The organism is Polaromonas sp. P1_E11, assembly GCF_056405995.1.
The window spans coordinates 76,917-91,381 of the sequence record NZ_JBFUBA010000003.1; the positions used below are offsets into that span (position 1 = coordinate 76,917).

10 protein-coding genes and 2 tRNA genes are annotated in these 14,465 nt (G+C 62.4%); 7 read left to right on the forward strand and 5 right to left on the reverse strand.

The window, feature by feature from the left end; all coding sequences use genetic code 11:
• Window position 1 precedes the first annotated feature (1 nt).
• Complete coding sequence (smc, locus tag AC1D11_RS14115; protein ID WP_477648392.1) at window positions 2–3,538, reverse strand: chromosome segregation protein SMC; 3,537 nt, start codon at window positions 3,536–3,538, stop codon at window positions 2–4.
• A 403-nt stretch (window positions 3,539–3,941) separates the two neighbouring features.
• On the opposite strand from smc, the gene dapC reads away from it, so the two are divergent.
• The 7 genes from dapC (at window position 3,942) to AC1D11_RS14150 (ending at window position 12,167) form a co-directional block, all read left to right on the forward strand.
• Window positions 3,942–5,147, forward strand: a complete 1,206-nt coding sequence (gene dapC, locus AC1D11_RS14120) for a succinyldiaminopimelate transaminase (protein WP_477648391.1) — start codon at window positions 3,942–3,944, stop codon at window positions 5,145–5,147.
• 12 nt (window positions 5,148–5,159) lie between these two features.
• Complete coding sequence (gene dapD / locus AC1D11_RS14125) at window positions 5,160–5,996, forward strand: 2,3,4,5-tetrahydropyridine-2,6-dicarboxylate N-succinyltransferase (protein ID WP_457280835.1); 837 nt, start codon at window positions 5,160–5,162, stop codon at window positions 5,994–5,996.
• 50 nt (window positions 5,997–6,046) lie between these two features.
• Window positions 6,047–7,192, forward strand: a complete 1,146-nt coding sequence (locus tag AC1D11_RS14130; RefSeq protein ID WP_477648390.1) for a PilT/PilU family type 4a pilus ATPase — start codon at window positions 6,047–6,049, stop codon at window positions 7,190–7,192.
• A gap of 138 nt (window positions 7,193–7,330) precedes the next feature.
• The gene (dapE, locus tag AC1D11_RS14135; RefSeq protein WP_477648389.1) at window positions 7,331–8,569 is read left to right on the forward strand and encodes a succinyl-diaminopimelate desuccinylase; all 1,239 of its coding nucleotides are present in this window, start codon (window positions 7,331–7,333) and stop codon (window positions 8,567–8,569) included.
• Window positions 8,566–9,480: a 50S ribosomal protein L3 N(5)-glutamine methyltransferase gene (gene prmB, locus AC1D11_RS14140; protein ID WP_477648388.1), complete on the forward strand. Its 915-nt coding sequence runs from the start codon at window positions 8,566–8,568 to the stop codon at window positions 9,478–9,480. Before dapE ends, prmB begins: the two co-directional genes overlap by 4 nt.
• Window positions 9,481–9,583: 103 nt before the next feature.
• Window positions 9,584–11,596 (forward strand): ABC-F family ATP-binding cassette domain-containing protein, encoded by a 2,013-nt coding sequence (locus AC1D11_RS14145; protein WP_477648387.1) that lies wholly within the window; start codon window positions 9,584–9,586, stop codon window positions 11,594–11,596.
• A gap of 67 nt (window positions 11,597–11,663) precedes the next feature.
• The gene (locus AC1D11_RS14150; protein ID WP_477648386.1) at window positions 11,664–12,167 is read left to right on the forward strand and encodes a hypothetical protein; all 504 of its coding nucleotides are present in this window, start codon (window positions 11,664–11,666) and stop codon (window positions 12,165–12,167) included.
• Between the two features lie 90 nt (window positions 12,168–12,257).
• Here the strand turns inward: AC1D11_RS14150 and AC1D11_RS14155 are convergent.
• The 4 genes from AC1D11_RS14155 to AC1D11_RS14170 all read right to left on the reverse strand — a co-directional run bounded on the left by AC1D11_RS14155 (window position 12,258) and on the right by AC1D11_RS14170 (window position 14,428).
• Window positions 12,258–12,333, reverse strand: a tRNA-Lys gene (locus tag AC1D11_RS14155).
• Between the two features lie 8 nt (window positions 12,334–12,341).
• Window positions 12,342–12,417: transfer RNA gene (locus AC1D11_RS14160), tRNA-Lys, on the reverse strand.
• A gap of 93 nt (window positions 12,418–12,510) precedes the next feature.
• Window positions 12,511–13,290 carry a tRNA threonylcarbamoyladenosine dehydratase gene (locus AC1D11_RS14165; RefSeq protein WP_477648385.1) on the reverse strand — a complete coding sequence of 260 codons (780 nt, stop codon included), beginning with the start codon at window positions 13,288–13,290 and terminating at the stop codon, window positions 12,511–12,513.
• Window positions 13,291–13,312: 22 nt separating this feature from the next.
• A complete protein-coding gene (locus AC1D11_RS14170; protein ID WP_477648384.1) occupies window positions 13,313–14,428 on the reverse strand; it encodes a YeeE/YedE family protein in 1,116 nt (371 codons plus the stop codon).
• Window positions 14,429–14,465 lie beyond the last annotated feature (37 nt).

Below are 14,465 nucleotides of genomic sequence, written 5' to 3' on the forward strand. Positions count from 1 at the left end.
ATCAGGCGGCTTCGGCAAAACCGATGGCAGCTTCCATGTCCACCGCCACGATGCGCGAAACGCCCTGCTCCTGCATGGTCACACCGATCAACTGCTCGGCCATTTCCATGGCGATCTTGTTGTGGCTGATGAAGAGGAACTGCGTTTCCTTGCTCATGGAGCGCACCAGCTTGGCGTAGCGCTCGGTGTTGGCGTCGTCCAGCGGCGCATCAACCTCGTCAAGCAAACAGAACGGTGCGGGGTTGAGCTGGAAGATCGCGAACACCAGAGCAATGGCCGTCAGTGCCTTTTCACCGCCCGAGAGCAGGTGGATGGTCTGATTTTTCTTGCCGGGTGGCTGGGCGATCACCTGTACCCCGGCGTCGAGGATTTCCTCGCCCGTCATCATGAGCTTGGCATTGCCGCCGCCGAAGAGTTCGGGGAACATCCGGCCGAAATGGCCGTTGACGGTTTCAAAAGTGCTTGACAGCAAATCGCGCGTTTCGATGTCGATCTTCTTGATGGCGTCTTCCAGCGTGGTCATGGCCTCGTTCAGGTCGGCGGACTGCGCGTCGAGGAACTGCTTGCGTTCACGGGCCGTGCTCAGTTCGTCCAGCGCGGCCAGGTTGACGGCGCCCAGCGACTGGATTTCGCGGTTGATGCGGTCGATCTCGCCCTGCAGGCCGGTCAGGCGCACATTGCCGGACTGGATGGAGGCTTCCACCGCCGCCAGGTCGGCCTGCGCGTCTGTCAGCAACTGCGCGTACTGCTCAAAGCCGAGGCGAGCGGCCTGCTCTTTCAGCTGGAACTCGGTGATGCGCTGGCGCAGCGGGTCAAGCTCGCGCTCGAGCTGCAGGCGCCGCTCGTCACTGGCGCGCAGTTTGCTGGTCAGGTCGTCGTACTGGCTGCGCTTGGCGCCCAGGTCGGCCTCACGCTCGAGCTTCACGCTTAGCGCGCTTTGCAAGCCGGCCTGCGCGGCGGCGTCTGTCAGGCGCGTGAGCTCTTCACGGGCTTGCGCTTCCTCGCTGGCGATCGAGCTGGCCTGCTGGGCGGCGATGTCGATAGAGCGAGTCAGCTCTTCGCGACGGGACGCCAGGCTGCGCAGCGCAAACGCGGCTTCCTGCGCCTGGCGCTCCAGCGTACGCTGCTGCTCGCGCGACTCGCCCAGCTTGCGCTCGGTCTCGATCACGCGGTCGTCGAGCTGCGCGTGACGCTCCTGGCTGTCGGCCAGCTGCATGTCGAGTTCTTCAAAGCGACCTTCGGCGGTGACCTTGCGCTCTTGCAACTCGCCGAGTTGCGCCTCGATTTCAGCCATGTCGGCCTGGATCTGCTCGCTGCGCGCGCGGGTCTGCTCGGCCAGTTGCGTCAGGCGCAGCACTTCGACCTGCAGCTCATGGGTGCGGCTCTGGCCTTCGGCGGTTTCGCGGCGTGCCGTGGCCAGGCGCTGGGCGGCATCGGCATAGGCGGCTTCAGCGCGAATCAGCGCGGAGCGGGCCTCTTCGCTGATCAGGGCCTGGGCCTTGAGCTGCTTGTCGAGGTTTTCGATCTCCTGGGCGCGGGCCAGCAAGCCGGCCTGCTCGGAATCCTGGGCGTAAAAGCTCACGCTGTGGTGCGTGACGGCATGGCCGCTCTGCACATAAATCACTTCGCCGGCCTGCAGCTTGTCGCGGGCGGCCAGGGCGTCGTCCAGGCCTTGGGCCGTGTAGCAGCCCTGCAGCCAGTCGCCCAGCAACGCGGACTGTCCGGCATCGTTCAGGCGCAGCAGTTCCGTCAGCGGCTTGAGGCTGATCGCCGCATTGACACGCGCAGGCGCAGCAGCACTGGGCGGCGAATAAAACGAGAGCTTGGCCGGCGGCGTATCACGCCCGTCGGTGCCGGCAAAGCCGCGCACCATGTCGAGCCGGCTGACTTCCAGCGCCCCCAGGCGTTCGCGCAACGCGGCTTCCAGGGCGTTTTCCCAGCCCTGTTCGATGTGGATGCGGCTCCACAGGCCTTGCAGGCCATCGAGGCCGTGCTTGGCCAGCCAGGGCTTGAGTTTGCCGTCGGTCTTGACCTTTTCCTGCAGTGCCTTGAGCGCTTCCATGCGCGCCGACAGGTCGGCCCGCTTGGCGGATTCGGTATTGACGGTGTGCTGCAGCGTGCGGCGCTCTTCGTCGAGCTGCGGCACGCTGTCGGTCAGCTCGTGCAGGCGGGCCTCGGCTTCAGCCTGGGCTTCCTGGGCGGCAGAGAACTGTGTGTTGAGGTTGGCCAGGCGGGCTTCGTCGGGCGCATTCAGCGCATTGCGGTCTGCCGTGAGTTTTTCAAGGCGCAGGTTCAGGGTGCGCGACTGCTCTTCGATGTTGCGCTGGTCAGCGGCAAGCACCTGAATTTGCTGCTGAACCTGGCCGACGCTGGTACGCTGCTCGTTGGCCTTGGCTTGTGCCTGGCGCAAGGCATCTTCCAGGGCGGGCAACTGCGTCTGGTGCTCTTCGGTCTGCGCGGCCAGCAGCTCGGCTTTTTCTTCGGCCTCAATAGCTTGCGCGGCGAGGTTTTCCGTCTCGACGGCGGCGTCTTCCTTGCGCGTGGCCCATTGGGCGGTTTGTTCTTTCAGCTGGGCCAGGCGTTGCTCAACGCGCTGACGGCCATCGACCACAAAACGGATCTCGGCCTCAAGGCGGCCGACTTCAGCGCTGGCTTCATATAGCTTGCCCTGCGCCTGGTTGACCTGGTCGCCGGCGGAGTAATGCGCCTGGCGAATGGTTTCCAGGTCGGCCTCGATGTGGCGCAGGTCGGCCACGCGGCTTTCCAGGTCGTTCACGGCCTTTTCGGCATCGGCCTTGACCTTGGACTGGTCGGCTTCGCTTTCGGCGCGTTTGAGGAACCACAGTTGGTGCTGCTTCAGGCTTGCGTCGGCATGCAGCGCGTTGTAGCGCATGGCGACCTCGGCCTGCTTTTCAAGCCGGTCAAGATTGGCGTTCAGCTCGCGCAGGATGTCTTCGACGCGGGTCAGGTTTTCGCGCGTGTCTGAGAGCCGGTTGGCGGTCTCGCGGCGGCGCTCTTTGTACTTGGAAACACCGGCAGCTTCTTCGAGGAAAAGGCGCAGTTCTTCGGGCTTGGACTCGATGATGCGGCTGATGGTGCCCTGGCCGATGATGGCGTAGGCGCGCGGGCCCAGGCCGGTGCCCAGGAACACGTCCTGCACGTCCCGGCGGCGCACCGGCTGGTTGTTGATGTAGTAGCTGGAGGTGCCGTCACGCGTCAGCACGCGCTTGACGGCGATCTCGACAAACTGGCCCCACTGGCCGCCGGCGCGGTGGTCTGCGTTGTCAAAGACCAGTTCCACGCTGGATCGGCTGGCGGGCTTGCGTGTGGTGGTGCCGTTGAAGATGACGTCCTGCATGGACTCGCCGCGCAACTCGGAGGCCTTGCTCTCGCCCAGCACCCAGCGCACCGCGTCCATGATGTTGGACTTGCCGCAACCGTTGGGGCCCACCACACCGACCAGTTGGCCGGGCAATACGAAATTGGTGGGCTCTGCGAATGATTTGAAACCAGATAGCTTGATCGAATTGAGACGCACGGCTGTCCCTGTTTTTTTGAGCCTGAGGTAGGGAATTACCACCCTAACTCGTTGATTTTTATGGCGTTTTACGGAAAAACGCTGACACACGCCGTGTACCACTTTCAGTAGCGCACGGTCCGCCATGTTACCCGAGCGGGACGGGGATTTTGCCGGGAAAAAGGCCCTTGACGGGACCGGCGTGAAACACTTTGCTTCGCACGGCGGCGGTCTGTCAGGGTGACGCCCGGCCCTGCGTTGCCTGAAAATGGCTGGGTACCGGGGAAATTTGGATTAAATTGGACTGGAGCCCAATAAGAACGGGCGCGAGCAGCTATTAATTTAATAGCAATCAGGCCAGGACATGACAAGCCGCAACCCAGACCGGCGGCGGGTGAGCAAGGTGAGGCTGGATAATCAGGGCATGAATCCCCTGCTTTCACGCCTCCAGCCCTACCCGTTTGAACGGCTGCGCCAGTTGCACGCCGATGTCACCCCCAACCCGGCCTATAAACCCATCAGCCTTGGCATAGGCGAACCCCGCCATGCCACGCCGCAGCTCATCAAGGATGCGCTGACAGCCAGCCTGGGCGGCCTGGCCAGTTACCCCGGTACGCTGGGGGAGCCGAAGCTGCGCCAGGCCATGACCGACTGGCTGGCTCGCCGCTATGGCCTGAAACTGGACCCGGCCACGCAAGTCCTGCCGGTCAACGGCTCGCGCGAGGCACTGTTTTCGCTGGCGCAAACCGTGCTGGACGCCAGCAAACCGGGCGCCACCGTGGTCTGCCCGAACCCGTTCTACCAAATTTATGAGGGTGCCGCCCTGCTGGCCGGCGCCCAGACCTGGTTCGCGCCCAGCGACCCGGCACGCAATTTCGCAGTCGACTGGGCCGGCGTGCCCGAAGCCGTCTGGGCCAAGACCCAGCTGGTGTTTGTCTGTTCGCCCGGCAACCCTACCGGTGCGGTGATGTCGCTGCCTGAATGGAAGCTGCTGTTTGAGCTCAGCGACCGCTACGGTTTTGTGATCGCCTCCGATGAGTGCTACAGCGAGATTTATTTCCGGGACGAGGCACCCCTGGGGGGGTTGCAAGCTGCCTCGCAGTTGGGCCGACACGACTTCAAAAACCTGATTTCGCTTACCAGCCTCTCCAAGCGCAGCAATGTGCCGGGCCTGCGCAGCGGCTTTGTGGCGGGCGATGCAGCACTGATCAAGCCGTTTTTGCTCTACCGTACCTACCACGGCAGCGCCATGAGTCCCATCGTGCAGGCGGCCAGCATCGCCGCCTGGAACGACGAGCAACACGTGGTGGACAACCGCGCCATGTACCGCGAAAAATTCGCCAAAGTCACGCCCATGCTGTCGGCGGTGATGGACGTCGCCCTGCCCGATGCAGGCTTTTACCTGTGGGCCGGAATCCCCGAGGCATTCAAGGGCTCGGACACCGCGTTTTCGCGCGAGCTGCTCGCTCTTTACAATGTCGTGGTGTTGCCGGGCAGTTACCTGGCACGCGATGCGCAGGGGCACAACCCCGGCGCCGGCAGAATCCGCATGGCGCTGGTGGCAGAAACCGCTGAATGCGTGGAAGCCGCAGAGCGCATCGTCCAGTTCATCCAATCCAAAGTTCACTGAAAAACCATTCTCATGACTCAAGCCAACCTGCAAGCGCTCCAGCAAACTATTGACGCCGCCTGGGAAGACCGCGCCAACCTGTCGCCCAAGTCGGCGCCCAAGGACATCCTGGAGGCAGTGGAGCAAACGATTTCCCAGCTGAACAATGGCTCGCTGCGCGTGGCCACCCGCGAAAGCGTGGGTGTGTGGACGACGCACCAGTGGATCAAGAAAGCGGTGCTGCTGAGCTTTCGCCTGAAAGACAACGAACTCATGCGTGCCGGCGACCTCGGCTTTTTCGACAAGGTCAAAACCAAATTTGCGCACCTGAGCGAAGCTGAAATGCGCGAAACCGGTGTGCGCGTGGTGCCCCCCGCCGTGGCCCGCCGCGGCAGCTTCATCGCCAAGGGCGCGATCCTGATGCCCAGCTACGTCAACATCGGCGCCTGGGTTGGTGAAGGCACCATGGTCGACACCTGGGCCACCGTGGGCAGCTGCGCGCAGGTCGGCAACAACGTGCACCTTTCCGGCGGCGTCGGCCTGGGCGGTGTACTGGAGCCTTTGCAGGCCAACCCCACCATCATTGAAGACAACTGCTTTATCGGTGCGCGATCCGAAGTGGTTGAAGGCGTCATCGTCGAAGAAAATTCGGTGATTTCGATGGGTGTCTACATCGGCCAGAGCACGCCGATTTACGACCGCGAAGCCGACACTGTGACTTACGGCCGCATTCCTGCAGGCTCTGTCGTGGTGTCGGGCAATTTGCCCAAGGCCGGCGGCAAGTACAGCATGTACTGCGCGGTGATCGTCAAGCGCGTGGACGCCAAGACGCGCTCAACGACCAGCCTGAACGATTTACTCCGCGACTGAACACCGCCGTTTGGCTTGATTGCACATATTGAAATGACTGGGAGCGGACTATGAGCACGATGGAAAGAATCCTGCGTTTGATGGTGGACAAAAAGGCGTCAGACGTCTACCTGTCGGCCCATTCGCCCGCCCTGATCAAGATCAACGGCCAGGCCATCCCGATCAATGCCCAAATCCTGCCGCCGGAGGCGCCGCGCAACCTGCTGGCCGAAGTACTGCCGCCCGAGCGCATCGAAGAGATGGAGGAAATGGGTGAGCTCAACATGGCGCTGCCGATTGCCGGCCTGGGCAACTTCCGTATCAGCGGATTCAAGCAGCGCAGCACCTACGCCGCCGTGATCCGCTATATCCCCAGCGATATCCCGCCACTGGAAAGCCTGAACGTGCCGCCCATCCTGGCCGACCTGATCATGGAAAAGCGCGGCCTGCTGCTGATGGTGGGCTCCACCGGCGCCGGCAAAAGCACCACACTGGCCTCTATGATTGATCTGCGCAACGAGACAACGCTGGGCCACATCCTCACGATTGAAGACCCCGTCGAATTCCTGTTCACCAACAAGAAATCGGTGGTCAACCAGCGCGAGGTCGGCAGCGACACGCAGTCGCTGCAGGTGGCGCTGAAAAATGCGTTGCGGCAGGCGCCTGACGTCATCCTGATCGGCGAAATCCGCGACCGCGAAACCATGTCGGCGGCCATTGCCTATGCGCAGTCGGGCCATTTGTGCCTGGCGACCATGCACGCTAACAACAGCTACCAGGCGCTGAACCGGATCCTGAGCTTTTACCCGGTGGAAGTGCGCAGCACCATGCTGGGCGATCTGGGCGCCGCGCTCAAGGCCATCGTGTCGCAGCGCCTGCTGCGCACCCAGGACGGCGGCCGAACGCCGGCAGTGGAAGTCATGCTCAACACCAAGCTGATCTCCGAGCTGATCGAAAAAGGCGATTTTTCAGGCGTCAAGGAAGCGATGGAAAAATCCATGGCCGAAGGCTCACAGACGTTCGAGCAGGACATCGCCAAGCTGATCGTGGCCGGCACCGTGACACGCAAGGAAGGTGTTCTCTACGCCGACTCGCCAACCAACCTGATGTGGCGGCTGGAAAATGACTTCGCCATCAAGGCCAAGACGCTGGAGCCCGAAGAGGACCCGGATGACGAACCGTCCTTTACGGAAATCACGCTGGACGTGAAACACTGAAATGGCCCCCACGCTTGTCGCTTCGCGTACTACGCTGCCCCCCGAGGGGGCTAATTTTTCTTGGGGCGGCCCGGCGAAAAATTGCACTCCCTCCTCATGCGCCAGGACTTGCATCCCGCCCTTTCTGGGAATGGGTTCATGAGCGCGACACTGAGGCTTGCCGAACAGCTGATTTCCCGCCCCTCCGTCACGCCTGACGACGCCGACTGCCAGGCCATGCTGATCGCCCGGCTGGCGCCGCTGGGTTTTCAATGTGAAACCATCGTCAGCGGCCCCGCCGACTTCCGCGTCACCAACCTGTGGGCCAAACGCGAAGGGAAATTGAAGGACTTTAGGCCTGCAGACCAATCAGAACGGGCGCAAGCTGCTCCTGAATTAATAGCAAATAGCGCTGACACGACGTCCGCCAAAACCCTGGTCAAAACCTTGGTATTTGCTGGCCACACCGACGTGGTGCCCACCGGCCCGCTCGACCAGTGGCACAGCCACCCGTTCACCCCCAGCCATCGTGACGGAAAAATGTATGGCCGTGGTGCCGCCGACATGAAAACGTCGATTGCGGCAATGGTGGTCGCGGTCGAGGAGTTTCTGGCCGCCCACCCGGATCCGGCCTTGTCGATCGCCTTCCTGATCACCAGCGACGAGGAAGGCCCGGCCGTGGACGGCACGGTCATGGTCTGCGAGCAGCTGAAGGCGCGCGGCGAAACGCTGGACTATTGCATCGTGGGTGAACCCACCTCGGTCGAGCGCCTGGGCGACATGATCAAGAACGGCCGCCGCGGCACCATGAGCGGCAAGCTCACCGTCAAGGGCGTGCAGGGCCATATCGCCTACCCGCACCTGGCCAAAAACCCTATCCACCTGTTTGCCCCCGCGCTGGCCGAACTGGTGGCCACCGAATGGGACAAAGGCAATGCCTTCTTCCCGGCAACGAGCTGGCAGGTCTCCAACATCCACGGTGGCACTGGCGCGTCCAACGTCATCCCGGGCGAACTGGTGGTGGACTTCAATTTCCGCTTCTGCACCGAGTCCACACCGGAGAGCCTGCAGCAACGCCTGCAGGCCGTGCTCAGCCGGCACCAGCTGGAGTACGACCTGAAATGGACCCTGGGCGGCCTTCCCTTCCTGACAACCCCGGGCACACTGGTGGATGCGGTGCGTGGAGCGATCCAGGCTGAAACCGGCCTGAAAACCGAGCTTTCGACCACGGGCGGTACAAGTGACGGCCGCTTTATCGCCAAAATCTGCCCGCAGGTCATTGAATTCGGTCCCCTCAACGCTTCGATCCACAAGATCAACGAGCACGTCCTGGTGAGCTCGCTCGATCCGCTCAAAAACATCTACAAAGGTGTGCTGGAACGGCTGGCGGCAGCATGACGAACCGGGAATCTCCTGCTGCACCACAGACGGTGCTGGCGCTGGTCGAGCAAATGGCCGCCAGGCTGGAAGCCGCCGGCCTGCACTTTTCGGACGGATTCGGGCAAGGCACGACCAACGCGTTCGACGAGGCCGCCTGGCTGGTGCTGTGGAAGCTGGGCTTGCCGCTGGACGACCTGGATTCTGTAGAGAATCGGCCTGTAACCCCGGAGGAACGGGCGCAAGCTGCTATGCTTTTGGAAGCACGTATCAGCACCCGCAAGCCGGCTGCTTACTTGACGAACGAAGCCTGGCTGATGGGCGTGCCCTTTTACGTGGATGAACGTGTGATCATTCCACGCTCCCTGATTGCCGAGCTGCTGGCCGACGCCAGCATAGACCCCTGGCTGGGCGAACATACTCACCGCGTGCTTGACCTCTGCACCGGCAACGGCAGCCTCGCGGTGCTGGCGGCCATAACCTACCCTGATGTGGTGGTGGACGCCGCCGACATCAGCCTGGACGCGCTGGAGGTGGCCCGTATCAATGTGGACCGTCATCATCTGGACGGCCGTATCACGCTGATCGAATCTGACGGCCTGGCTGCCTGCGCCGGGCTCTACGACCTGATTTTGTGCAACCCGCCCTACGTTAACGCTGCCAGCATGGCAGCCCTTCCTGCGGAATTCCGGGCAGAACCGGCGATGGCGCTGGACGGAAACACGCTGGGCGGCACGGACGGTATGGACTTCATTCGCGGCCTTCTACAGGACGCGGCCCGCTATATGAGCGAAAATGCTGTGTTGGTGCTGGAGATCGGCAATGAGCGCGAGAATTTTGAGCGCGCTTTCCCGATGCTTGAACCGCTGTGGTTCGAAACCAGCTCGGGCGCCGACCAGGTCTTGCTGCTGACGCGCGAACAACTGGCCTGAGCCAACATTCAAGGCCCGGCCTGGATGACTGGCGCAGCGCTTGCATGGCAAGCGTGTGCGACGCCCCGCCGCCCCGAATACTTTTCCTGAAGCTTTTTATTAAATGATTACCCTTAAAAACGTCGTGCTGCGCCGCGGCGCCAAAGTGATTCTGGATGGCGCGTCCGTCACCCTCAACCCCGGCGAAAACGTTGGCTTGGTGGGGCGTAACGGCGCGGGCAAGTCCTCGTTGTTTGCCATGCTCAACGGCACGCTGCATGAAGACGGCGGCGAATTTTCGATTCCCACGCAATGGCGCATGGCGCAGGTGGCGCAGGACATGCCCGAAACCGAGCAAAGCGCCACCGACTACGTCATCGAAGGCGACGTGGTGCTGATGGCTGCGCAGGCCGAAGTGGCGGCCGCCGAGACCAGCGGTGACGGCGACCGCATGGCGCACGCCTACATGGAGCTGTACGACTCCGGCGCGCATGACTCGCAGGCTCGTGCGCAGGCACTGATCCTGGGTCTGGGCTTCAAGGTCAGCGAACTGGACAACCCAGTCAACAGCTTTTCCGGTGGCTGGCGCATGCGCCTGCAACTGGCGCGCGCGCTGATGTGCCCGTCTGACCTGTTGCTGCTGGACGAGCCCACCAATCACCTGGACCTGGACGCGCTGGTCTGGCTGGAAGCCTGGCTCAAGCGCTATCAGGGCACCATGCTGGTCATCAGCCATGACCGCGAATTCCTCGATGCCGTGACCGACGTGACGGTACACATCGAAAGCGCCAAGCTCACCCGCTACGGCGGCAACTACAGCAAATTCGAAGACCTGCGTTCCGAGCAGATGGCGCTGCAGCAGACGGCGTTTTCCAAGCAGCAGGACAAAATTGCCCACCTGCAGAAGTTCATCGCCCGCTTCAAGGCCAAGGCCAGCAAGGCCAAGCAGGCGCAAAGCCGCGTCAAGGCGCTGGACCGGATGGAGAAGATCGCCCCGCTGCTGGCAGAGGCCGACTTCACTTTCGAGTTCAAGGAGCCGGCCAATCTGCCCAACCCCATGTTGTCGATGCAGAACGCCTACTTTGGCTACCCGCCGCTTGAAGACGCCCCGGAAGGCACGCCGCCCACGGTCATCGTGCAGAACGTCAGCAAGTCGGTGCTGGCGGGCCAGCGCATCGGCATCCTGGGCGCCAATGGCCAGGGCAAGTCCACGCTGGTGAAGACCGTAGCACGCGCGCTGGCGCCCATCAGCGGCGAGATGATTGAGGGTAAGGGCCTGAACATCGGCTACTTCGCCCAGCAGGAACTGGACGTGCTGCGCCCGGCCGACAACCCGCTGGAGCACATGATCCGCCTGGTCAAGGAAGTTACCGCTGCCGGCAAGATGGGCAACCAGCCGACGCGTGAACAGGACTTGCGCAGCTTCCTGGGTAATTTCAATTTCGGCGGCGACATGGTCAAACAGGCCGTGGGCAGCATGAGCGGCGGCGAGAAGGCCCGCCTGGTGCTGTGCATGATCGTCTGGCAGCGCCCCAACCTGCTGCTGCTTGATGAGCCGACCAACCACCTGGACTTGGCCACGCGCGAAGCCTTGTCGATGGCACTCAATGAGTTTGAAGGCACCGTCATGCTGGTGAGCCACGACCGCGCACTGCTGCGCGCCGTCTGCGACGAATTCTGGATGGTGTCCCAAGGCGGCGTCGCCCCCTTTGACGGCGACCTGGACGACTACCAGAAATACTTGCTCGACCATGCCAAACGTCAGCGCGAGGAAGCCAAGAAAGCCGGCAGCGCGGCCCCGGTTGCCACTGCCAAGTCGGTTACACCCCCTGCGGCGGCCGAAGAAAAGAAACCCGTGCCCCGCGAGACGCCCGAACAGCGCAAGCTTGATGCACAGCGCCGCCAGCAACAGGCCGAAGCCACCAAGCCGCTGCGCAAGGAAATCGAGAAAATCGACCTGCGCATGAAAGCGCTTGCCGCAGAACGCGACAGCCTGCAGGGCTTGCTGACCACCACCACTGCGCCCGCAGAGATCGCCCAGACCGGCAAGCGCCTCAAGGCCATCGAGGGCGAAATAGACATGCTGGAAGAACGGTGGCTAGAGTTGACCGAGCAGATCGAGACGGCAGCGGTGTAAAGTGGGCCACGGCCTTCGCCGGCAGCCTGCCTGCGCAGACAGGGCCGCCCCTGAAAGGATTTGATCCATGCCTTCCGCCTTGCACATGGCTGCGGACAACGCAGCCCTCGAAGCCGCCGTCAAACGCAGCCGCAAGCTGCTGAACAAGCGCGCCATGGTCGCGGCGGCGGCCAGCGCGGTGCCCGTTCCGGGCCTCGACTGGATGGTGGACGCGGCAATGCTCTCCAAGCTCATTCCCGAGATCAACAAGGAATTCGGCCTTACGCCGCAGCAACTGGACAAACTCGAGCCCAAAAAGCGGGACCAGGTCCAGAAAGCGGTCACCATGGTGGGCTCGGTGCTGATCGGCAAGTTCATCAGCCGGGATCTGGTCATCAAGGCTGCCACCAAGATCGGTGTGCGCCTGACGACCAAGCAGGTCGCCAAGTACGTTCCCCTGGCCGGCCAGATAGTCTCGGCCGCTGTGGGCTACGCCGCCATCCGCTATTTTGGGGAAGAGCACATGAAGGATTGCATACGGGTGGCCCGGCAAGCGCAGCTTGAATTACCGGCGCTTGGGTATTCGGCCTGAGGGCCCGGGCTCTGCGTTCGATGGTGACCCAAAATATCCAGCCCAGAAAGACAAAAAGACTTAGCCTTTCGGCTAAGTCCTTCATGTACTTGGTGGGTTCTGACAGATTCGAACTGTCGACCTACGGATTAAGAGTCCGCTGCTCTACCAACTGAGCTAAGAACCCGGAAATTCTGGTGGGACCAGCGGGGGTCGAACCCACGACAAACGGATTAAAAGTCCGCTGCTCTACCAACTGAGCTATGGTCCCAAGAACGTATCTCGCGATACATTCCGGTATTTGCTGCTTCGAGGGCAGCAAAGCCTTGAATTATAGCGTGGTTTTTTAGGCCTCCGCAAAAACTCAGGCGGCAATTTTGTCGAGTACCCAGCCGGCCGCGCACAGGCCGAAGGTCGAGGTTACGCTGACGACCGATCCATAGCCATGGCAGTTCAGGCTGCCGTCGCTTTGCTCGGTCGCATCGGGCTGCAGCACAGCCTCGCGGCTGAAGACACAGGCCACGCCCATCTTGCCTTTGCGCGCGGCGCCGTGCTCCTTGCGCAGCCGGTAACGCAACTGCGCCAGCAAAGGGTCGTGCGTGACAAGGGCCAGGTCGTCGATGTCGACGCGGTGCGCAAGCCGCTTGCCGCCGGCGGCGCCAACGCTGACCAGGCTCACCTTCTCGGCAATGGCCCACGCAGCCATTGCCGTCTTGGCTTTGACCTGGTCACAGGCGTCGATCACGGCGAATTGCTTGCGGTCAAAACCCGCTTCCAGGCCAAGGATGCCAGGCCAGTTGGCAGCATCGACAAACTCCTCAATGCCGTCGACGCGGCACCCGGGATGAATGTTCGCAATGCGTTCACGCATGGCTTGCACCTTGGCCTGCCCCAACGTGCTGTCAAGCGCATGGACCTGTCGGTTGATGTTGGATTCGGCGATGTGGTCAAGGTCGATCAATGTCAGGCGTGCCACGCCGCTGCGTGCCGCTGCCTCGGCCGCCCAGGAGCCTACCCCGCCCAGGCCCACCACCACAATGTGCGCCTGGCGTATGCGCTGCGCGCCCGCTGCGCCGTAGAGGCGTGCCAGGCCGCCGAAGCGGCGCTCCAGGTCGGCGGGGAGTTCTTCGATGATGGACGTCATGGGCCGTGTATCAATACGTGCGTCAGGCTGAGCGGTCCAGCCGCCAGACCTGGTACTTCAAGCCCGCCACGCAGCCGGCCAGAATGGCAGCCAGCGCCACAAAGCTGGTCGCGCTCAGGGTCGAGATGCCCGACAAGCCCTGTCCCACGGTACAGCCCATGGCGCAAACGCCGCCTACGCCCATCAATGTGGCTCCCACCAGGTGATTGGCAGTGTCTTCCGCGTCACGAAAACCTTCCCAGCGGAAACTGCGCGACAGCACGGCGTACACGGCCGAGCCAACCACCACACCGAACACCGACACGATGCCCAGCGTGAGCACCTTGCTCTTGTCGCTGAAAAACATGAGCCAGTCTACGGTGTAAGCCACGGGCGAGACAAAACTCAGCGCCTCGGCGCGGCCCGAGTTGGTGGCGAGAAAGGCTTCCTGCAACGTCTCCGGATGTTCGGCCACATAGCCCAGGCGCCCGCTGACCCACCACATGGCCGCAATGACGCCGCCAATGCCCAGACCTGCAAGCAGGTTATCAAAGCGACGGAAGTCCTGGCCGAACAGCGCCCAGACGATAAGGCCCAGCCCGATGAGGATGGCCAGGCCGATACCGGCGGCGGCGGGTGTGATGCCGATGGCACCGGCCACCCAGTTGGGCAAGGTCGCATTGGCCGTGAAATCGACGGCAACCTTGTCGATCGTAGCCACGCGGATCACAGCCGTGATGCCTTTGAGCGTGGCAAAAGCCGCGATACCCATCACGGCAAATACCACGACGGACTTGAGGCTGCCCCCTCCAATACGCACCAGCGTTTTGCTACCGCAGCCGGAAGCCAGGACCATGCCAAAACCGAACATCGCGCCGCCCACCGATGCGGAGAGCCAGATAAACCGGTTGGAGGCATACAAAGTTTTGGCGGGGTCAATCACACCGGCTGCGGCCATGGTGAAAAACCCGATCATGGCTACACCAATCGCCATTCCCCACATGCGCATACGGGTCCAGTCACCCATGTTCACGATGTCGCTAACGGCGCCCATGGTGCAAAAGTGCGTGCGCTGGGCAATCGCGCCAAAAACCATGGCCAGAATAAAACCGGCCCAGAGAACCTGGGCCGTGAGACTGTTGAGTGCGGAGATGTCCATCGCCCGATTTTAGGGGCGAATGATCTTTGCCCCCCGG

Excerpts from the sequence above, each read along its gene's own strand:
- dapC (WP_477648391.1), top strand. The coding sequence starts at position 3,942 with ATGAATCCCCTGCTTTCACGCCTCCAGCCCTACCCGTTTGAACGGCTG.
- dapD (WP_457280835.1), top strand. The coding sequence starts at position 5,160 with ATGACTCAAGCCAACCTGCAAGCGCTCCAGCAAACTATTGACGCCGCC.
- AC1D11_RS14130 (WP_477648390.1), top strand. The coding sequence starts at position 6,047 with ATGAGCACGATGGAAAGAATCCTGCGTTTGATGGTGGACAAAAAGGCG.
- dapE (WP_477648389.1), top strand. The coding sequence starts at position 7,331 with ATGAGCGCGACACTGAGGCTTGCCGAACAGCTGATTTCCCGCCCCTCC.
- prmB (WP_477648388.1), top strand. The coding sequence starts at position 8,566 with ATGACGAACCGGGAATCTCCTGCTGCACCACAGACGGTGCTGGCGCTG.
- AC1D11_RS14145 (WP_477648387.1), top strand. The coding sequence starts at position 9,584 with ATGATTACCCTTAAAAACGTCGTGCTGCGCCGCGGCGCCAAAGTGATT.
- AC1D11_RS14150 (WP_477648386.1), top strand. The coding sequence starts at position 11,664 with ATGCCTTCCGCCTTGCACATGGCTGCGGACAACGCAGCCCTCGAAGCC.
- AC1D11_RS14165 (WP_477648385.1), bottom strand. The coding sequence starts at position 13,290 with ATGACGTCCATCATCGAAGAACTCCCCGCCGACCTGGAGCGCCGCTTC.
- AC1D11_RS14170 (WP_477648384.1), bottom strand. The coding sequence starts at position 14,428 with ATGGACATCTCCGCACTCAACAGTCTCACGGCCCAGGTTCTCTGGGCC.